Consider the following 21143-nt stretch of genomic DNA (forward strand, 5'->3'; position numbering starts at 1 on the left):
ATTCATTTTAACTTCATAGGTTGAAATGAATCCATTGATTGAATCCTTTTAATCCACTGGCGAATATTTGGATAACTTGTAAGGTCAAAACCACCTTGATTTGCTACATGAGTATACGCAAATAAACTAATATCAGCTATTGTGAAAATATCTCCCACTAAAAATGGAGTTTTTTGAAGTTGGAGTTCCATTACTTTTAATGCTTTGTGTCCTCCTAATTGTTTGGATTCATATTCCAAACGTCTTTCTTCAGGAATACCTAAATAATATTGTATGAACCTAGCTACAGCGATATAAGGTTCGTGACTGTATTGTTCAAAAAACTGCCATTCCAATACCTTTGCCTTTAAAAAAGGATCCTTGGGTAATAAATGACTTCCTTCTGCTAGGAAATTTAAAATTGCATTCGATTCTGAAATTACCCTCGCATCATCTAACACGAGTATAGGAATTTTTCCATTTGGATTTAATTGTAGAAATGATTCTGTTTGTGTTTCTCCATTTTTAATATTTAAATCAATCCATTCATACGGAATGTTAAGGAAAGAAGTTAGTAACTGAATTTTGTAACAATTGCCTGATTGGTGATCACCATAAACTTTCATTTTGACTCCTAAATAATTCGGGTAAAAAATTTTGGAACTGTCCCACTTCTTCAATATTATGTTTGATCCAATATTGACCATGTTTTCGATCAAATAATAAAAATTCAAATACTGGTCTAAGAATTCGAAAGGATATTCCCTTCCATCCAACAATCAAACAGTTTTCATAAACTGTTCCATCTTTCGTTTCTTGGAATCGATATTCCATGCGGGCGATGGGAAGAATACCATATAATTTGGGATTGTGGATAAATCCAGTTTCATCTAATTTTTCTATCGGACTGATCACATTCACCAAATATCGTTTTTGCCTTCCTAAGTATTCCACAATCCGTAACACCGCACCTGGCCCAATTTTACCCGATTCATTTGTTTTTTCATAACTGACATGGACATGATCTTCAGGATGCCAAACATGATATCGATCTAGTACCTTACCTTGGTATTCCATTTTACCTTCCAAATGTTGGAACCACCAAACTAACATTCTTGGAAAAACACCTTTCAGGATATCATGTTTGATCCAATATTTGACCCTTCCATCTTCTAATATTTCCCGTCCCGATTCGGCTGATTCCATCGTTTTTGGATTCCAAGATATTCCCCGATGAGAAGGTAACCCCAATTTTACAGATTTCATATCTGACTCTCCTTGGTATAGTAATCACTATACTTCCTTTCTTATATGGTAAAGTAAACACTATACAAAAAATCAATCGAAAAAAATTGAGGTTTAGAAAAAATGATGTAAAACGAGAACTAAACATCGGATGAAACTGACATTAAAACTGCTACAAAGTGAATTTGAAGCGTATAAAAACCCACAATCTGAAAAAGAAAAAGAGATCGTAAATGCGGCAGAGGAAATTTTTGCAGAATTGGGATTTAGCGGAACAACCACAGCAGAACTTGCCAAAAAAGCGGGAACCACTGAACGTACCTTATTTAAATACTTTCCGACTAAATTTGATTTATACAAACGTGTCTTAGCTGGTCTTTTATTATCGACTATTTTACCGAATCATATGTCAGATTTAAAAGATAGAATCCAATCAAAAAATCCGAACTTTAAAGAATGGTACATTTCAATTTTAAAAGCTAGGGTTGAATCAGTTGCAAAAGAACCTCAAAAATTAAAACTGTTACTCGGAGCTATACTTTTCTCCAAAGACTTTGCTGAAATTTTTGGGCAATTATGGAAAATAAATTTATATGATACTTCGCTTGAAGCTTATCGAAATTTTCAAATCAAAGGTGAGATCAAAAAGGATTTAGATCTCAATCAAATTGTCAGAGTCTCTTTTAGTTTAGGAGCCAGTTTTATTATCACAAAGTTTGTCTTAGCGCCTAAGTTTCCTATTGATGTGGATCGTGAAATCGAATCTATATTTTCAATTTTTTATGAAGGTATATCCAACCAAAAGTCAAGAAAATGAAGTATCATTTCAATAAACAAAGATTCGTTTGCTTTTAGCCTTATTTTTTTGGCACAAACAAAATCACTTTTCCCTTTGAGAGTAATTGATTGGCAAGCTTATCAACTCCCGATTCATTTCCTAAGTAAAAATCAACCCTGCCTTCTCCTTGGATAGCATTTCCTCTATCATGGACAAAAACCAAATGATCGTTATATGTTTGTTGGATTGACTTAAAACTGACTAACACTGGAAATCCAAGAGGGATTTGTTTATCCATCGCAACAGAACGTTCAGGAACAAGCCGAATCCCCCCACTTCCCAATGGTCCGATCATTTGATCTGAAAGTTGTTTTTTCGGTAGGATCTCTTTTTCAAAGAATATATACCTTGGATTTTTCCAAATGGCTTCGGATACTTCTTTAGGATTTGTCTCCATACAAAATTTTAATTCATATGGTTTTAAAGTTGGACAAACTCCTGTTAAGTGAACAGCAGGACTCAAATAATCAAATCCATTGTCTGAGGCATAATTGATCCTAAATATTTCTTTTGTTTCTGTTTGGACAAGGGCAGATCCTTCCAATTGTGCCAAATGAAGATCGGTTAATGTTAGGTATACAATCGGATGGGAAACCGTCTTCCAGTGGGATTCTTCTTTCCAATACTCTCTAGGATAGGATTTTGAATGAGTCTCTTTGGAATTCTCTTTTGGTGAGACAAGTGCTGGGTACAAATACTTCCCACTTGGTTTTGTTCTCCCTTGGACTCTCACTTCATAATAACCAGTAATGAGAGGTGGTTCGGAATTGGGTTTCAACTCTACCTCTTTGAATTGTTTGCGAATCTCTCCTAATAAATCAAAGTTTTTGTTTCCCTGAATTTGTTTTTGGATGTCTCTCAGTGGGAATAAAATTTCATTTAGAGTGATGGTTTCCCCGTGGATCAAAAATTTTGAATCCATTGGAAGTTTTTGCAGGTATTGGATCGACTCTTGGATTGCTACTAGTAAGGCAATTGATTCTGACTTCTTCTGTGGAATTCTATGATTTAGCTTTGTGGGTTTTGCAGGGAGGGTCCATAAAAACGAAACCAAATAAAGGGAGAATAGGCAAATCTGGAATTGTTTCATTCTGTCCACTATTACTGGAATTGTTTCAAAACGATGGAAAAAAGCGAGTCTAGTTTTAGAGGTAAAAACTAGCAAAAATAGTCTTATGTCTCATAAGATAAAGGCTGTCCAATCATTTTTACCAATTCCCCTTGACTTCCATGGGGGTACCAAAAACCTTTCAAAAGACCTCATATTTTTGCGATCATATATAGATAAATTAGGTGTTTCATGAAACGTACATTCCAACCGAGTAAAATTAAACGCGTGAGAACTCACGGATTCCGAGCCAGAATGGCTACCCCAGGCGGAAGAAATGTGATAGCGAACAGAAGAAGAAAAGGACGCGCTAAATTGACTGTTTCCGACGAAAAAATCGGGAGAAAGTTCTAATTTAGGAGCTTCCTTCGGAGACCCTTCGCGACCAAACCAGGATCCAGGAACTCTTTCGTCAGAATCGAAAAATGGGCAGGCCTCCACTTCGTTGGCTTGTTCGGAAAAACGGCCTTCCTTTTGCCAGTTTTTTATTTTGCCCCGATAAAACTCACAAAACTGCCGTTCTTCGCAACCGTTCGAAACGAATCCTCAGGGAACTGGTTCGGAAACATAATTCTGTTCTGCCAGTAGGATACGATTGTGCCCTACTCGTTCAGGTTGGATTTGCGAAGTTATCTAAGGAAGACCGAGAGGTTTTATTCCTTTCGGCTCTAAAACAATTCCCATGAATCGGCTGTTTTTGTTTCTCATTTTCCTCTACAAAAAACTGCTCTCTCCACTATTACCTCCGTCATGCCGATTCACTCCTAGTTGTTCTGAATACGCCAAACAAGCGTTTGAAACCTATCCATGGTACAAAGCGTTTGTTCTTAGCATCATTCGAATTTCTAAATGCCACCCTTATCATGAAGGTGGACATGATCCTTTACCGAAATCTTATAACAAGAGTTAAACTATGCAAAACGATACCAACAACAGACAAGGTCGCTTATTCCTCGCTTTATTTTTAAGTTTAGCAGTATGGATGGGAATTAATTATATCTTTTTTCCACCACAAACTCCGAAACCAAAAGCTGTAACCGAAACCACAAAAACAGAAGGTGCTGATAAAGAAAAAACAGCAACAACTGATCCAAAAGCAGAAATCAAAAAAGCTACAACGGAATCTCCCAAACTAAAACCCGTCAAACCAGAAGAGGAAAAAAGATTCTCTCTCAAAACTGATTCCTTCTTGGTTCGTTTCTCAAGTTTAGGTGGAAGGATCACAGAATACTATATCAAAGATCATAAAGAACCAGATGGTTCAGACTTTACGATCGCAAAAGATCCGAAATTCCAAATTGAATTTGATGGCCAAACTGAAAAAGCTGTGGAACTCACAAGAGGCCAAGGTTTTGACTTCAACATCATTGAAGACAAAGACACGATTCCTTTTTCCGCCTACAACCTCGTAAACTTTAGCTCCAATTATAATGCAGAAACAAAAACTGTTACTTTCGAAGCACCATCGCTCGATGGTAAATTCATAATTCAGAAAAAATTCCAATTTTTCCCTTCTGAAAATTACTTTAAGTTCCATTTAACTTTAAAAAATAGAACATCTGAGACCATTCACATCTCTCCAACTATGTCTGATGTTTACTTTCGTTCCTTTAGTTCCCTTGGTCCCATCTTAAAGAAAAAAGAAGACTTCAATGACCGAGACAATGCTCACTACTTCCGTTACTACTATTTAGATGGAAGTTTTAAAGACCATATTGATGGCACAACGACCCAAGGATTTTTTGATAATCTTTTTGGTTCCAATGAAGGTAAAGACACTCGTTATGAAATCAAAAAAGGTTCTAACGATAAAGTGGACTTTGTGGGAACAGGAAGCCGTTATTTCATTGGTGTGATTGACCCTCTGGATGACAAACCAGCCGGAGTCCTTTTAGATAACCGAAAAGGAAACGAAACTGGTGTGCTTCTTGTGTATGATAACTGGAAACTTGGTCCAGGTGAAGAAGTAAACTTAGATTATGCAGCGTATGTTGGCGTTCGTGAGCTCGATGGAACAGCCTTCCGAGATAGCAAACTCGATCCAAAAATCAACAAAGACTCCGTATTTGCAGGCCTTAGTGAATCACTTGATAAATCCTTTAACCAAGGGATTACAACTCCACTTAGAAACGGAATTGTTTGGATCTTGAAGAAGATCTATTTAGTGATTCCGAATTACGGTTGGGCGATTGTCATCTTTGCAATTTTGTTTAAGTTAGCTTTTTATCCTCTGAACAAAAAACAAGCAGAGTCGATGAAAAAGATGCAAGAGTTATCTCCGCAAATCAAACTCATCAATGAAAAATATGCGGATGATCCAAAACTCAAACAAGAAAAAACGATCGAGCTCTATAAAAAGAATGGAACCAATCCAATGGCTGGTTGCCTTCCAATGCTCATCCAAATTCCGATCTTTATCGCTCTTTATACGGCATTCTCTGATACAGTAGACCTTTGGAATTCTCCTTTCCTTTGGATCAAAGATTTGAGTGAACCAGACACTGTATTTACAACTCCAAAATTAGCATTTATTGGGGCTCTTGCCATTAACATCCTGCCTCTCATCATGGTCGCAACACAAGTAGTTCAGTCCAAAATGACAACTGTGTCAACGGATCCTAACCAAAAGATGATGATGTATATGATGCCTGTCATTATGTTATACTTCTTCTGGTCAATGCCTGCAGGGGTTACCATGTATTGGACCATGCAAAACATTCTCTCCATCGCTCAGCAAGTCTATACAAACAAGTTTGTTAAGTCGGACGACAAAAAACCAAATCCAAGTGGGCCAACACCTGCTAACAACGCTTCTGCGGTTGCAAGACCAGGTTTTAGAAACCAAAACAAAAAGAAGAAATGAAATCATTGTTTAACAAGGAAGATCACAGATGAATAATTACATTTTCGAAGCCGAAGGAAAAACGAAAGGGGAAGCAGAAGATTTTACTCTCGAAACCCTTCGTCTCCAAGCAGGCGATTTACGTTTCGAAGTAGTAGATTCCGGAAAGTCCGGCTTTTTAGGAATCACACAAAAAAAACCAGCTGTTGTACGCGCGTTTGTTGCTAACAACGATATCCCTTCTGAAAAAATCATACACGGTGTGATCATCACAATTTTGAAAAAAATGGGAATCCCCGCAGAAGTAGTGGGTATGGGTGATGTAGACGGAAAAATTTATGTCGAACTCACAAGCAAAGAATCTGGACTCATCATCGGAAAACGTGGAGGTACACTCGACTCTCTGCAATTCCTGCTCAACTTGATGGTAGATCCAAAAATCCGACACAATCGTAAAATTGTATTAGATATCGAATCTTATCGCGACAAACGTGAGTTATCTCTCATTCGATTGGCAAAATCTGTTGCAGCTTCTGTGATTAAATCAGGAAGGTCAAAACTTCTTGATCCTATGAATCCTTTTGAAAGAAGAATTGTTCATATGGCGATTCAAGAAGACGAAAGAGTTTTCACAAGATCAGAAGGAAACGGAACTTTCAAACGAGTTCGTGTGATCTCCGCAAAAGAAAAACACAAATACAAAGATTTGGAAGATCCTTCTAAAAAAGGTCTGCCAGTGGAAGATTTTGCCGATGGAGTAGACCAAGAAGATCTTGATTGATACCATTGCGGCATTGTCCACAGCCCAAGGTCCCGGAGCGATTGGTATCCTTCGGGTCTCGGGTTCTTTGGTTTTGCCCATCTCCCTTTCTGTTTTAGAAAAAAACGGAACTGCCCTCACAGAAACATTTTTACGAAACCAAAAACGCACCGCCATTTTTTGTGACTTTGTTGAAAATGGAAACCCCTTAGACCAAATTGTATTTTTTTATTTTCCTGCACCTAACTCTTACACCGGTGAAGATCTAGCAGAGTTCCATCTCCATGGAAATCCAATTCTATTAAAACGTGCCCTACATGTCCTTTTTGATAAAGGAGCAAGACCTGCACAGAAAGGTGAATTTACAAAACGCGCTTATTTAAATGGAAAAATCAATTTGTCTGGTGCCGAAGCAATCAGTCGATTGATTGAAGCAAGATCCAAATACGAATTGGAACTCGCTCAAAAAAACGTTTTTGGCGAAATCACAAAATTAAGTTCGAAAATCAGAAGTGATTTGATTTCACTCAAAGCAGAATGTGAAGCAGAAATTGATTTTTCAACTGAAGACTTAACATTTGAAAGTTTAGAACAAAGAAAAAACCGAATGGTGGATCTTAAAAATTTATGTTCTAAATTAATCAAAAACTCCGAACGAGCAGAATCTCTCATCTTACAATCGACTGTCGTATTATTCGGAGAACCTAATACCGGTAAGTCGAGTCTGATGAATTTACTCATTGGAAAAGACAGATCCATTATATCAGATGTACCCGGTACCACGAGAGATTATATCGCTGAAGAATTGAGTTTGGATGGAATCCCTATACGTCTAGTCGATACTGCCGGGATTAGAGAAACAACTGATAACATCGAACAAATGGGAATCGAAAGGAGTAAACGTGAAGCTGACAGTGCCAATGTGAAATTACTTTTGATCGATACTTCAGTTCCTTTTGAAATCAATTCATTTTTAAATAAACATAAAGATCGTTTATTTGAATCAATTCTTGTTGCCAATAAGGTTGATGCAAAACATCCAACTTGGGATTTAAAAAATTTAGAAAACATCCAAAGAGAATACAACCTAACCATCTCAGAAATCTCCTGCAAAACAAAACAAGGAATTTCCGAATTACTGAATGTATTAAAATTAAAACTTACCTCACAAGAGAATACGGAAGATTTAGTTTTGTTAGAAGACCGCCAAAGGTATCACATTCAAAAAATTGAATCTTGTTTATCCGAATCCATCCAACTCATGGAAAACAATGCTCCTGCTGAAATTTATATCCAAGAAATCAATGTGGCATTGTTAGAAATTGGTCAAGTGAATGGCGTCGTTGAAAATGAGGAAATTCTAGGGCGAATTTTTAGCAAATTTTGTGTCGGAAAATAATTCCGTGCAGATTTAAAATTTAATCTTGTATAATCATCGAATTAGTATCTAATTGGTCGCACATTCGATACGAGGTAAAAAATGAAAAAATTTCTTGTGATTCTCACTCTTTTCTCTTTCAGCTGTTTTGGTTTGTTTGCTCAAACAGAGGCAGACGAAGAGCCTACCATGCAAACAGAAGAGGCTTCTGAAACCGTTAAACCTAAGAAAGATAAAATGAACAATAAAGACGGTGAGAAAAAAGAAAAAAAGAATAACAAAAAAGGCGAGGAAAAGGCTAAAAAAGCTAAGAAAGCCAAAAAAGAGAAAAAAGAAAAAAAGGACGCTGAGTAATCCTTTCTCTCTTACTCTCCAAAAACCCCTGGAAACAGGGGTTTTTTTATTCCGCTTCGATTTGATACGAACCATGCATTACAAAAACCTAATCCTTACCACATTCTTATTCTTTACACTCCTTCAATGTAACTCCACTCCCGAAAAAAATCCGGATCTGAAACTCCCTAATGATGTTACGTTTTCAATCAAACTAACATCAATTCCACAAGAGTTAATGGGAGAAACCATATCGTTATCATTCCAATTCTATCGTTGTCCAGATTCTACATCTAAAGATTGTTATGTTCCTATCTTAGAGAATAAACTTGAGGTTGGAAAAATCAAATCAAATGTAATCAATGGAAAAACTAGTTTCACTTTGCCGAAGAATTGGACACATTTCGCAATCCGAATTATGGGGATCGAAAGAGTGCATGGGAAATTTTCACCAGGCCATAATCCATTTTGGTATTCACCATCGGACATTGCCAAATTAGGTCCTAACATCACAAAAGAATTTCGATTTCTGTCGCAAGAGAACAAAATCCCAAACAGAATCCAAGAAGAGATCGCCAAAAAATTTGCTCCCATCCTTGTTTTCCATAAAGATAAAAAACACCTTCCGTCTAACATTGAAAAGTATTCCAAGTTCTTTGCCAAAAAAGAATACCCTTTACCGGAGAAAGATATTCGTAGAAAAACCAAAGGGCAAACCACTTGGAACTACGTAGAGTTTCCAGATTTTATACCGATCGAAAATCCAACCCATTTGTATTATCATGTTCGTTATGCACAAACAACAGTTTCTGGAACACAACCGGAATCTTTACCTGGTTTTCGAGATGATTTGAATTATTGGTATGAAGTAGGAAATGGTGATATGGTGATTTCCTTTTGGATATGGTATGATTTGAATGAAGGACCTACCAAATTTGGAAATATCCACCAAGGGGATTTGGAATCCTATGCCCTACTCATTTCGAAAGAGGGAAAAGCAAAACGCATTTTACTCACAGGACACGATCATATTTTACTCGATACAGACTTTCGAAATATCAATTCCGTTAAAAATCATCCTATACTGTATGTCGCAAAAGGAAATATGGGTGCTGATGGTGGAAACCCAACTTCAGCTTATGGTGGCTATACGGTAAAACTCAATGCAGAAAATTTTATATTCAATTATATTTCAGATCCTTGGGATGTATTTCCATCCTTTGACCCGAAGGAATCAATTCTTATCATTCCGACTGATCTTTCCGAAAAAGAATTAACATCTGTTAAAATAGGACCTGGAATACAAAAACCGAATCCTCAGAGCCAACCTAATTCACATGAAATGGAAGGTTCTACAACTGCCTATGTGGATGCGCGGATGATGGTAAAACAAAGAATCCAGAAACTTGTGATGTGGGAAGAACCAGGTTGGGTGAACCAAAAATCCTCCCAAGACCCAGACGGCAACCATACAGTTGATCCATCTGTTGCATCGTTTTTTCAATTCCAAGGAAGGCTTGGCAAACACCCAAGAACTGTCTTAAAAATTGCGGAACTCAAACAGTACGGTGCTTCACCAGAGAATGCACCCTTTAAAACAAATATCGAACAACATTTTACCTTTGAATGTCCTAGGATGGAACGAAACCATACGGACCGCGAAGGAAATTATGGTCCTAAATTTTATGGAGATGATTCCACTCCTCAGAAATGATAGTCACCTTCGTAAAACGAAAGCTAACAAATATCATCCAATGTTATTGTATGGTTTCGATCGAATCGAAATGGTTTTATTACAGTTGTGTTCCAAATGAGACACTTAAGTTTGATTCTATTGCATAAGGATTTGTTTGTATTAAATAAAATCCACTAACTTTGCTTTGGCGAGTTCTTCTGGTTTGAAAGGTTTTTCTAATTGGATGTATTGGATCATCTCTTTTCTAAAGGGATATGTATCTCCTAAGATGGCCTTTTGGATCACAAAGTCTTTCCATGTTTTAAGACAATGCCCAAATTTTTCTCGGTCAAGTAACCTTGTAATCGATTCCTCATTTTCACCCCATACAAAGGGATTTGCTCCCGCATAAAGAAGTTCCTTCAAAGATTCCACCCCATCACAAGAAGCAGATAAAAACAAAGCTGTGTTTCCCAATTGATCCTTTGTTTCTAAATTGAGACTATCATCTTCCAAAAGGATAGCACAAACTTCATCCAGATTCCGTTCCGCAGCTAAATGCAGTGCATTTTTCCCTTCCTGATCAAGATGACCTTTCACTTGAGGAAAGGTTTTTAAAAGATACAACACGATCTCAAACCGATTTTCTACCACTGCTTCTAAAAAAATAGAACGACCAACTTCATTCCGTAATAAGATCACTTCTTCAGTGATCCAAGGATGGATGGACTCCCAAAGAGTTTCCATGGATTCCAATACAGCGATATGGAAGATAGTATTCCCTTCTCTGTCTCGTGTGAGAAGGTTAGGTGAGTTTTTCCATATCGGTGAAGTTGTGATCAGTGCATTTAAAAATTGGGTGCGGTTTTGACTGACCACATCAAAAATCACATTGCCAGGAGTTCGGTATGGTGAATTGGGGTCTGCTCCCTTTGTGATCGCATGTTGGAACAAATCCACATTGTCCACTTTCAACATCCAAGTGAGAGCGTTGGTTCCATACGAATCCAGTTCATTGGGATCGGCTCCTTCTTTAAGAAGTAAATCCCAATCTTCTATTGTACCTGACTTTGCAACATCAATGACACTCATTCCTGTAACGATAAAAGTTACTTAACTCTTGTCGATTTTTTAACCAGACGTTTAGTCAGTTTGAAACTAATGATTTTATCAAATCCGCGTTTCACTTCAAATTTTAAATAGGGAACGGATGTTCCCTTTGGTGGGATGAGGCTCATTGCTCTTTCGGACAATGCTGTGATGGTTAAACTTGGGTTCACACCTAAGTTCACAGTCAACATGGATGCATCGCAAACACGTAAGTTCTCATAACCAAACACTTTGTTTTCCAAATCGATCACACCTTTTTCGGGGGTTTCTGCCACGATACACCCACCCATGATGTGCCCTGTAACAGGAGCAGACAATAATGTTTCGTTGAGTGAACTTCGTGGAATCCCACCAACAATCTCAGCCAATTTGCGAGTGAAGGCATTGGCGATCGGAATGTAAGTTGGTGTTGGTTCTCCAGTGGAAAGAGCTGATGTGATGGTCCTTTGGAAAGGCCAAATAAATCGACGCTTTCGTACAAGACGTACGCTATTGTCTACAGTTTGCATCACAAGTAAGATGATTGAATTTTTTGCAAATCCAAATGGATTGTGAGCTTTTAGAAAATAAAGAGGATGGCGGATCATTGTCCAAAAAAACTTTAGTGGTCGCGGAAATTTCCCACCACCATCAGTCATCACACTGGCAAGGACACCAAAAAAATCGGAACCTTTCGAATACCTAACAGGTTCAATATGAGTATTTTCATCAGGGTGGACAGAAGAAGTGATGGCAATCCCCCGCGAATAATCTGCATTATTACTTGATGGGACTGTCACTGGTAAAACTGTTTCACTATTGGTTCGGACAGTATCACCTAACTTCTCAGACAAACGAATCATTTTGTTTTCCTGTTGCATTTTGAGAAGTAAACCAACAGTTCCCATCACACCTGCAGAAAGAACAACTTGTTCGGATCGAAATTTTCGTTTTGGATACCCAAACCAACCTGTTGTACTATTTGTTTCTAATTCATATCCAAATTCGCCACTTGCTTCTGGATCAGGAAATCCCTTCGAATTGAGTGGGATAAGAGAGGTAACTTTAGTTTCTGGCAAAATAACAGCACCTAACTTCTCTGCTAAATACAAATAATTTTTATCGAGTGTGTTTTTAGCATTATGACGGCAACCAACCATACACCCACCACAATAATTACAAGGATCACGATCTGGACCATCTCCATCAAAAAATGGATCCTTAGGATCTTTTTTATTTCCAAAATAAATTCCAACAGGTGTTCTACGAAAGGTATCTTCTTTTCCAAATGATTTAGCAGTTTCCAACAATAGATGGTCTGGTTCCCATAATTGAGGATTTTCCGTTACACCTAACATATGTTTTGCAACTTCGTAATAAGGTAATAAGGCTTTTTCTCCACCCATTTTGGAATACAATGGTGAGTTTAATACTTTACTGGAAGGAACATATAAAGTACAAGCATAGACGAGTGATCCACCACCAACACCTGACCCACTCACAAGTAAAAAATCATTTAGTAGGTTGATCCTTTGGATTCCATAAAATCCGAGTTTTGGCATCCACAAATACTTACGTAAACTCCAATTGGTTTTTGGAAAATCACCAGCCTTCCAACGTTTGCCAGATTCAATCACTAAAACTTTATATCCTTTTTGAGAAAGACGATATGCTGAAACAGAACCACCAAAACCTGACCCAACTATAATCACGTCGTAATCAAAATTTTGTTCTTTTGGAATGGTTTGGTTCATGGTTCGTTTTTCCTTGTTTGTGGAGAATGAGCGAATCCGATTCTCCGATTGAATTCATTTTCTGTCAATTCGCTCTTAGGAATTCTGAAAAAACTTCTGGTCGAATCAAATCATCGGATTTGAATCGGTTCATGCCTGAAATCAAAAAACAAATTCCTCTACTCAACTCCGATGGAACGATTACTCAAGAAGGTTGGGCACGTTCACCCTATTGGACTTATAACAGAGAAAATATTGCCGCATCAAAACTTAGGATTAAAGAATGGGATTATTATTCAGTTCTTTCTCCTTCGAAAGAATATGGAATTACATTTACAGCATCAGACTTAGGTTATGCGGGACTTTTTGCCATTTGTTACTTAGATTTTAAAAAAGGAATCTTCAAACAAATAGATACCTTATCGGTAATGCCGCTTGGCAAAACAGGATTCCCAAGAGTCAATGAAAGCGGAGTAGTTTCCTTCGAAGACAAAAAACTATCCTTACGTTTTGAAACGATTCATGGCAAACGAACTTTAGAATTTGGTTCCAAAGATTTTGTAGCACCTGACGGCTCCCGTGGGATCCAAGGAAAAATTGAACTTACAGAACCAAAAATGGATACAATGAACATTGCCACCTCTTGGAAGGAAAACAGAAAGGCATTCTATTATAATACCAAAATCAATTGTATGCCTGCGACTGGTAATGTATTTGTTGGAAACCAAACCCTCACATTTGATTCCAAAACTGACTTTGGTGCTTTGGATTGGGGGAGAGGTGTTTGGACATACAAAAATCGTTGGTATTGGAGTTCCGTTTCAGCTTGGATTGATGGAAAACCGTTTGGACTCAATTTAGGGTATGGATTTTCAGATAGAACTCCTGCTTCCGAAAATGTCATTTTGTATGATGGTAAAATTCATAAATTGGATGAAGTAAATTTTATCATCAATACAAAAGATTATATGGCACCTTGGAAATTTATATCCAATAACAACCGTTTGGATTTGGATTTCCAACCCATAGTGGATCGAAATTCCTACATGAATTTTATTCTCATTAAATCGGTACAACACCAAGTGTTTGGAAAATTTAATGGAACAGTTGTGTTAGATGATGGAAAAAAAATCAAACTAGAAAACGTACTTGGTTTTGCCGAAGATGTTCTCAATCATTACTAAAAAAAAGAAAGAGCGATTACAATGAACGTAACCGCTCTCTATCCTTTTTTTCTTAGAGTAATTTACCTATAGAAAATGGATCCATTCGCTTATGCTCGTTTTTTCAGCTTGTAATACGCAGAAAAACTAGCTGGGATAAAGATCAAAGAGCCAAATGTTCCGAACCCTAATCCCCAAGCGAGTGACAATGTCATAGGAATGAGGAGTGGGTCTGATCCTCCAATCGCATATGCTGTCGGAATCATCCCTGCCATGGTTGTCATTGTTGTGACAAGGATGGGCCGAAAACGTTCCGATGATGCTGTAATGAGTGATTCCAAAAGTCCCTCTCCTTTGGATTGGAATTCTTCTATCGTATCAACTAACACAATGGAGGCATTTACAATCACACCAGCAAGACCGATGATACCAATCATCGCAAGAAAACTGAGAGCCTTACCGGAAATCAAAAATCCAAAAACAACACCCACAAATCCGAGAGGAATCGATAATAAAATCAACACAGGTTTTTTGATACTATTAAAGATGATTGCAAGGATGGCAAAAATTCCAAAAAAAGCCAACACACCTGCAACTAACAATGAAACCATTGACTTGGCAGTCTCTTCTTGTTCACCACGAAATTTAATTTTGTAACCAGGGTATTTTTTCCCAATATTCCCAAACTCATCGACAATTTTTCCATTTACGATGGAAGAACTCGTAACTGATTCATTTACATCAGCAAGGACTGTGATTGCTTTTTCATAGTCGTTATGATAAAGAGCTTCAATTCCTTGGACAGTTGTTTTTGTCGTGACTGCTGTAATCGGTGTTAGCAGACCAAATTTATTGGAAATTTGGATGGAATCTAAATCTTCTATCCCATCTCGAAAACGATCATCATTTTGGATGATGATCCGCACTTCATCTTTTCCTTTGCGCAGATTGGATGCTTCCAGACCTTCCATGGCAGTTCGCACGTAATAGGCTGTAATTTCTGTATCAATCCCTGTGATAGCTGATGCAGTGTCTTTTACACGGATTTGGATTTCTTCTCTACCTGGTTTATAATCATCATTGATATTGATGACACCATCTTGTTTTCGAAGAAAGTCCTGCATCTCATTGGAAATTTGTTTTAATGTTTTGTAATCACGGCCTTCAATGGCAACGGTGACAGCGGCTCCAATCGGAGGTCCATTCACAACCAAATCCACCATGACTGAAATGGCATTTGGTAATTTTTTTAAATCAGGTTCCAGTTCGCCGAATATTTCTTGGGCAGTTCTTTTTCGTTCGGTTTCCGGAACCAGTATGATTTGAGCCATACCTAATTGTTCCCCAATGCGTGTGAGTGGGTCAGTAGGATCCGTTTGTTGGATTCCAATTTTTAAAATGACACTTTGTACTTCTGATTTAGGAATTTTATCTAAAATCGGTTGGAAGTATTGCAATTGTTTGGCGGTCTCTTGTGCTGAAAAGTCAGGTGGAAATTCTGCCCTAACCAGCACGTAATCAATCCCTTCTTTTGGAAATAAATTGAAGTTCATGAGACCGACTAAGCCACAAGATGATAAAAATACGATGAGGATACATCCAAGTGTTATGAATGGTCTTCCTACAACTTTAGTGATAAAATTTGTAAACTTAGTTTTTAAAGACTCAAAACCATTTTCCAAGATGGAACGAAAACGATCCCTATGTTTGGATCTTTTTTTTGGTTCATTCGAAGTAAACTGTGCATACCGAACAGGTAACAAAAGAAAAGACTCAAAGAGAGATAAAGTCAGGGCAACGATGACCATAAATGGGATCTGCCAAATGAATTTTCCCATAATCCCAGACATAAATGCCATTGGTAAAAACGCAGCTACTGTTGTTAGATAAGATCCTATAATAGGCACAAACAATTCACTCGCACCTAAAACAGCTGCTTCTCTTGACTCAAAATTTTTCGAACGATACTTATAAATATTTTCAGAGATGATGATACTATTGTCCACGAGCATCCCAAGAGATATAATGATCCCAAGCATTGAAACTAAGTTAAATGATACATCAAAGATTGGAAATGCAATCGTTGTTGCAAATAAAGTCAGTGGTAAAGACATACTTGTTAAAAGTGAATCTTTAAAACTAAAAAACAAAATGAGTACTACGACCACTAAAAACAAACCTTGGAGAGAGTTTGTAATCACCACATCCAGTCGTTTGATTGCTCTTTTTCCTTCGTTATTTAGTTCCGTAAATTGAATGTTAGCTGGAATTTGTTTCTTTAATTCTTCGATTCGACCTTGGACAGCTTCCACAGTTCGGATGATGTCAGCACTGTCTTTTTTAATGATTTGTAAAACATAGGCAGGTTCACCATTTACTACTGCGAGGACACGTGGTCTTTCATATGTATCTTTTACATTGGCAACCTGTGAAAGTAAAATTGAATTTCCCGTTTCATTTGAACGAATCGGTATGTTTTTGATATCATTGATTTCAGCAATCTCTCCAGTCACACGAATGTCTTGTGTGATGGGTCTTAAAAATGAACCTGCAGGAACACTGATATTTCGTTTGGAAATTGCATTGATAATATCAGAAAATCCAATGGTATATCGTTTTTTTAAATCTGGATCAACACGTATCCGCCATTCTTCTTTCCGTTTTCCAAACGCATCAACACGAGAAACTCCAGAAACTTTCCGCATCTCATCTTCAATGAAACGCCCCATCTCTTGTAATTCCATTTCATCCATCGCACCATGGATTGCGATTTCCAAAACAGGAAAGTTGGAACTCTTTTGTTCCGTGACAATGGGTCGATCCTTTACTTGGCTTGGTAAATTAGTAACCCGGTCCACAGCACGACGAATGTCATTCACAACACCATCAGGGTTATTGTGTTCCAAATCAATTTTGATGCTGATATCAGATTCGGAGTTTCTGGAAATGGAACGAACCGAATCAAGGCCTTCTACTTCGCGTAACTTCTCTTCGATGGGAATCGTTACTTTTTTTTCCACATCCACAGGACTTGCACCTGGATAAACGGTAAGAACACGAACTTGACGAAAGTTGACGCGAGGGAATGCTTCCCGTTTCATGGAAAGAACTGAAATGATCCCCGCAAGAAACAAAAATATAAAAACCAAGTTTGCAACTAACGGTTTATAAACAAAAAAATGGATAACTTTTCTCATAAGAACTCTATTGAATACGAAATATTAAGATATTGACCGGTGAGTCAAGATGATTAGGAAATTTATTGACCTTTATTTCCAGATTCCCGTTCTTTTATGACGGTTTCGATCACTTCTACAAATACAGAAGTGTCCTGAGCACCACTGACGGCGTATTTCCCTCCAATGATAAAATACGGAACCCCACTAATCCCATTTTGGTGGTAATATTGGATTTCTTGCTGGATTTCGTTTTTTAATTTGGAATCTGAGTAAATGGTTTCGAATAAATTTCTGTCTTGGTAAACGGGTTCGGAAACCTTCCAAACTGTTTCTTTGTCACTTAAGTCCAATGCGTCTGCGAAATTTGCAGCAAAAAACCTTTCCACTAAATTCTGTTGTGCTTCCAAAGTGGGAAGGGCAGAAACAAGTGCATGTAAAACCAAAGTATTTGTTGCCTTAGGAATGTTTTGGAATTGAAAATGAATTCCTACATCGTTTCCAATGTCGGTAAGTCGTTTCCAAGCTCCATCCAATCGATCTAAACTTCCAAATTTTTGTGTTAGGTGTAGTTTATAGTCAATCCCCTCTTCTGGAATTTCTGGTGATAACTGAAATGGTCTCCATCGAATTTCTGGAGTGATGGTATTCCCTACAATTTGTAGCGCCTTTTCTAATTTCTTTTTACCTACATAACACCAAGGACAGGCTACATCGGAAACAATATCGATTGGAAATAATTCAGAGTTGGTTGACATTTTAGATTAGACTCCACTTCATAATGGGAACGATTCTATATCCAGGAAAAAGATGAAACATAGTAGAGAAAGTTTTTTAAAAAAAAGTTTAGCGATTGGCAGTATCATTTCGTTTCCGTCGTTTCAAAAAAGCCTATATGCTTTTGGGAGCGAAGAGAATCAAAAACACAGGGAAAATCCAATCGCTTATGCAGAATCCCTGGGTTACACTAACCCCATCGATCAAATTTTACTGACGGCAATTCTTGCACCAAACTCTCATAATTCTCAACCATGGAAATTCAAAAAAACCTCAGATTCTGAGTTTTATCTATATGGTGATGGAGACAAACAGTTACCAGAGATTGACCCTATCAATCGTCAATTTTACCATACACAAGGTTGTTTTTTAGAACTTTGTCACCTAACGGCAGATTCATTAATGTTTGATACTACTATCAAACTTTTTCCTAATGGAAAACCAAAATCAAATTCATTTTCCAAAACACCAATTGCAAAGGTATCTATCCAACCCAAAACAAAATGTGTACATGACTTTTTATTTTCTGGCATTAACAAAAGAAGGATGAATCGATCTGTATACTCTGGTGATCTTCTCAGAAATGAAGAACTGGAAGAAATCCAATCCTTGGCTCGACCCTTTGTTCAAAACATACGTTGGACAAATGATCCTTCTTTAATGAATTCCATTTTGCCTGTACTAGACGAAGCGTTTGCCATGGAAACCAATCGTTATGAATCCAATGAACTCAATCGTAAATGGTTTCGTTTAACGGAAGAATCTATGTTAACAAACCGAGATGGATTAACGTTGGAAGGAAACGGATTATCTGGTCTCAAACTTTGGTTTGCTAAAAAATTCTTTGTGAATTTATCCAAGGAATCTTGGCATTCGGAAGATTCTAAAAAGGCTGGAATTCAAATGTTTCGTTCCCAAGTGTATTCTTCTAAAGCGTTAGTATTTTTCTTATCAGAGGGAAAAGACGATGAAACAACTTGGATCCAGACTGGAAGAGATTTTATGCGTTATACATTGTCATGCGCAGTCAAAAACATTGCCTTCCATACCATGAACCAAGCTGTGGAAGATTATCCTGAGAGCCGAGTATTTACAAAAAAGTTAAAACAAATTTTAAAACTGAAACCAAACGAGGAAATCCAATTGATTGCAAGGCTTGGTAGGAGTTCTTATCAGTTTGATTCTCTCAGAAGAGATTTAAAAAGTTTTTTGTTGTAAGTGAAACACTAAAGAGAAGGGAATTGAATTTCACCAGCGGATTCAAACGCTGGTTTTGAAAACAAGTACCCTTGGTATAAATTAATTCCCATATCAACTAACACTTTCAATTCTTCCAAAGTTTCCACACCTTCCGCAATGACGAGAATCCCAATCTCATGACAAACATCTGCGATGGCTTTTGTGAGTTTTCTAGCAACGGAATTGGTATGGATATTTCGAATGAGTTCCATATCCAATTTGATCAGATCAGGTTGGAATTTGGCAAGGAGGTTCAGACCCGAATACCCTGATCCAAAATCATCGATCGCAGTCAAAAACCCATACTTTTGGTAGGCTTTAAAGATATTGATGATATGATTGTGGTCTTGGACTTCTTCTCCCTCCGTTAGCTCGAAAACCAATCGATTCAATGGAAAATTGTATTCACGACTTGCTTCTAAAGTGGTGCGGATACAGGTCTCTGGTTGGTACACAGCATTGGGGAGAAAATTAATATTGAGTAAAGCTGGAATTTGGATTTGGCTTGCGAGTTGGATGGCTTTGATCCGACAAGACTGATCAAATTGGTATCGATTGGTTTGGTTTACTTTGGAGAGGATTGAATACGCTGATTCCCCTTGTGTCCCTCGAACCAATGCTTCGTGTGAATATATTTTCTTTTGGTTCCAATCAATGATGGGTTGGAATGCCATGGAGAAGGCAAAATCTAGTCCAGCGCCACTCCGGCATTCGGCACAACTGTATAACTTAGGCACTTTACCATTGGGAGTGTCGATTAACTGAGCTTCAGGAAAACTTGGTCTCATCTTTTTAGGTTACCCAGTTTAGACGGTATCGTCTAGATTGCAACTTTGTTTTATACACTAAAATTTTGGAAGTTTCATCACAAGATACCAAGTGACTACTAAAAATTGAAAGAAAGATGTAACGAATAAAATCGTATATGGTTTTGCCTTCACCGCATTTAAAGATCCAATCCTAGCACCAAAGATTCCTCCAAAACTGCCAATGAGTGCCAGTTCCCAATGCAATTTTCCTAAAATTAGGAATTGTACTGTAGTTCCAAACGACGTCAGAAAAATTCCAAGGAAGGATGTAGCAACGGCTTCTACAGGGCTCATTCGAAAATAATAAATAAATAATGGAACTGCTAAAAATCCTCCACCCACTCCGAACAAGGAAGAGAATAAACCAAAAAAAACACCTGCAAGTAAAACGATGAAAATTGATTGTTTCGTAAAATGAAATTCCGATTTCGCAGGGGAAACAGAAGTTGTGTTCGTTTTAGAATCTGTTGCTAATTGTGCACCCTCTTCTTTTACTAAATGATTTTGATTTTCTAAGGATAAACTCTTATAGTAAAGTTTCCTTTTATTGAATGCAGTGAATAAATTATAAACTGCAAGTAATCCCACAAAAATTGTAAACACAAACAAATATACAAATTCAGACAATGGAATTCCGTAATACAGTTGTTTACCGAGAGTGGTATCTTCAAATCTTCCGAATGCTAAAGCAGCATATTGTGCAGAAGGAATTGAGGTAATGAGTAATAAAAACCCTTGTTTCCAACGAATTTTATCATTTTTAAAATAAACATATAACCCAGACAAAGCAGAAACTGGCATTTGTGCAAGTGATACGGCAACAGCTTGAACAGCGGTTAAATGAAAAAAACTATGAAAAAAGGGAGTGTAAATAAAACCTCCTCCCAAACCTAGGAAGGAGGCTAAAAACCCAACAAAAAATCCAACACTAAAAACAACTAAAATCCCGGGCCAAAATCCCCAGACAAAGTGATTAAAAATTTGAAAGGTTTCTTCCAA

General features: G+C 37.5%; 19 protein-coding genes and 1 pseudogene. 11 read left to right on the forward strand and 9 right to left on the reverse strand.

Going from position 1 to position 21143, the window contains the following annotated elements:
• Positions 1–2: 2 nt before the first annotated feature.
• Together DI076_RS12335 and DI076_RS12340 are read right to left on the reverse strand one after the other, a co-directional pair.
• Positions 3–605 (reverse strand): glutathione S-transferase family protein, encoded by a 603-nt coding sequence (locus DI076_RS12335; RefSeq protein ID WP_108960134.1) that lies wholly within the window; start codon positions 603–605, stop codon positions 3–5.
• A complete protein-coding gene (locus tag DI076_RS12340; protein ID WP_108960135.1) occupies positions 589–1245 on the reverse strand; it encodes a DAPG hydrolase family protein in 657 nt (218 codons plus the stop codon). The genes DI076_RS12335 and DI076_RS12340 overlap by 17 nt, the downstream gene beginning before the upstream one ends.
• Before the next feature lie 130 nt (positions 1246–1375).
• Between DI076_RS12340 and DI076_RS12345 the strand changes: the two genes are divergently transcribed.
• Entirely contained in the window at positions 1376–2041 is a 666-nt protein-coding gene (locus tag DI076_RS12345) for a TetR/AcrR family transcriptional regulator (RefSeq protein WP_108960136.1), read from the forward strand.
• Positions 2042–2081: 40 nt separating this feature from the next.
• On the opposite strand, the gene DI076_RS12350 is transcribed toward DI076_RS12345, so the two are convergent.
• Entirely contained in the window at positions 2082–3152 is a 1071-nt protein-coding gene (locus tag DI076_RS12350) for an MltA domain-containing protein (RefSeq protein ID WP_108960137.1), read from the reverse strand.
• Positions 3153–3362: 210 nt separating this feature from the next.
• Between DI076_RS12350 and rpmH the strand changes: the two genes are divergently transcribed.
• From rpmH to DI076_RS12390, 8 genes and pseudogenes are all read left to right on the forward strand, one after another.
• Positions 3363–3524: a 50S ribosomal protein L34 gene (gene rpmH / locus DI076_RS12355; RefSeq protein WP_081431642.1), complete on the forward strand. Its 162-nt coding sequence runs from the start codon at positions 3363–3365 to the stop codon at positions 3522–3524.
• 26 nt (positions 3525–3550) lie between these two features.
• A pseudogene (locus DI076_RS12360) lies at positions 3551–3856 on the forward strand (ribonuclease P protein component); the annotation flags it as partial.
• Positions 3853–4080 carry a membrane protein insertion efficiency factor YidD gene (yidD, locus tag DI076_RS12365; RefSeq protein WP_015676762.1) on the forward strand — a complete coding sequence of 76 codons (228 nt, stop codon included), beginning with the start codon at positions 3853–3855 and terminating at the stop codon, positions 4078–4080. The pseudogene DI076_RS12360 and the gene yidD, both read left to right, overlap by 4 nt.
• Before the next feature lie 3 nt (positions 4081–4083).
• Positions 4084–6033 (forward strand): membrane protein insertase YidC, encoded by a 1950-nt coding sequence (yidC, locus tag DI076_RS12370; protein ID WP_174705052.1) that lies wholly within the window; start codon positions 4084–4086, stop codon positions 6031–6033.
• Positions 6034–6061: 28 nt separating this feature from the next.
• Positions 6062–6793, forward strand: a complete 732-nt coding sequence (gene jag, locus DI076_RS12375) for an RNA-binding cell elongation regulator Jag/EloR (RefSeq protein WP_108960139.1) — start codon at positions 6062–6064, stop codon at positions 6791–6793.
• A complete protein-coding gene (mnmE, locus tag DI076_RS12380) occupies positions 6786–8171 on the forward strand; it encodes a tRNA uridine-5-carboxymethylaminomethyl(34) synthesis GTPase MnmE (RefSeq protein WP_108960140.1) in 1386 nt (461 codons plus the stop codon). Before jag ends, mnmE begins: the two co-directional genes overlap by 8 nt.
• 81 nt (positions 8172–8252) lie before the next feature.
• Positions 8253–8504, forward strand: coding sequence for a hypothetical protein (locus DI076_RS12385; protein WP_108960141.1), 252 nt, complete (start codon positions 8253–8255; stop codon positions 8502–8504).
• Positions 8505–8577: 73 nt separating this feature from the next.
• Positions 8578–10197 (forward strand): hypothetical protein, encoded by a 1620-nt coding sequence (locus tag DI076_RS12390; protein WP_108960142.1) that lies wholly within the window; start codon positions 8578–8580, stop codon positions 10195–10197.
• A 141-nt stretch (positions 10198–10338) separates the two neighbouring features.
• On the opposite strand, the gene DI076_RS12395 is transcribed toward DI076_RS12390, so the two are convergent.
• Both DI076_RS12395 and DI076_RS12400 read right to left on the reverse strand, forming a co-directional pair.
• Entirely contained in the window at positions 10339–11250 is a 912-nt protein-coding gene (locus tag DI076_RS12395; RefSeq protein WP_108960143.1) for an ankyrin repeat domain-containing protein, read from the reverse strand.
• Between the two features lie 17 nt (positions 11251–11267).
• A complete protein-coding gene (locus DI076_RS12400; protein WP_108960144.1) occupies positions 11268–13001 on the reverse strand; it encodes a GMC oxidoreductase in 1734 nt (577 codons plus the stop codon).
• 26 nt (positions 13002–13027) lie between these two features.
• On the opposite strand from DI076_RS12400, the gene DI076_RS12405 reads away from it, so the two are divergent.
• A complete protein-coding gene (locus DI076_RS12405) occupies positions 13028–14164 on the forward strand; it encodes a DUF2804 domain-containing protein (RefSeq protein WP_245918411.1) in 1137 nt (378 codons plus the stop codon).
• Positions 14165–14253: 89 nt separating this feature from the next.
• Here the strand turns inward: DI076_RS12405 and DI076_RS12410 are convergent, their stop codons facing one another.
• Entirely contained in the window at positions 14254–17340 is a 3087-nt protein-coding gene (locus tag DI076_RS12410) for an efflux RND transporter permease subunit (RefSeq protein WP_108960145.1), read from the reverse strand.
• Positions 17341–17402: 62 nt separating this feature from the next.
• Positions 17403–18077, reverse strand: coding sequence for a DsbA family oxidoreductase (locus tag DI076_RS12415; RefSeq protein ID WP_108960146.1), 675 nt, complete (start codon positions 18075–18077; stop codon positions 17403–17405).
• Positions 18078–18129: 52 nt separating this feature from the next.
• Between DI076_RS12415 and DI076_RS12420 the strand changes: the two genes are divergently transcribed.
• Positions 18130–19314: an Acg family FMN-binding oxidoreductase gene (locus DI076_RS12420; protein WP_108960147.1), complete on the forward strand. Its 1185-nt coding sequence runs from the start codon at positions 18130–18132 to the stop codon at positions 19312–19314.
• A gap of 8 nt (positions 19315–19322) precedes the next feature.
• Here DI076_RS12420 and DI076_RS12425 read toward each other — a convergent pair whose 3' ends face one another.
• Complete coding sequence (locus tag DI076_RS12425; protein WP_174705053.1) at positions 19323–20123, reverse strand: EAL domain-containing protein; 801 nt, start codon at positions 20121–20123, stop codon at positions 19323–19325.
• 57 nt (positions 20124–20180) lie between these two features.
• The gene (locus DI076_RS12430; RefSeq protein ID WP_108960148.1) at positions 20181–21143 is read right to left on the reverse strand and encodes a sulfite exporter TauE/SafE family protein; all 963 of its coding nucleotides are present in this window, start codon (positions 21141–21143) and stop codon (positions 20181–20183) included.

The organism is Leptospira ellinghausenii (genome assembly GCF_003114815.1).
GTDB classification, from domain to species: domain Bacteria; phylum Spirochaetota; class Leptospiria; order Leptospirales; family Leptospiraceae; genus Leptospira_A; species Leptospira_A ellinghausenii.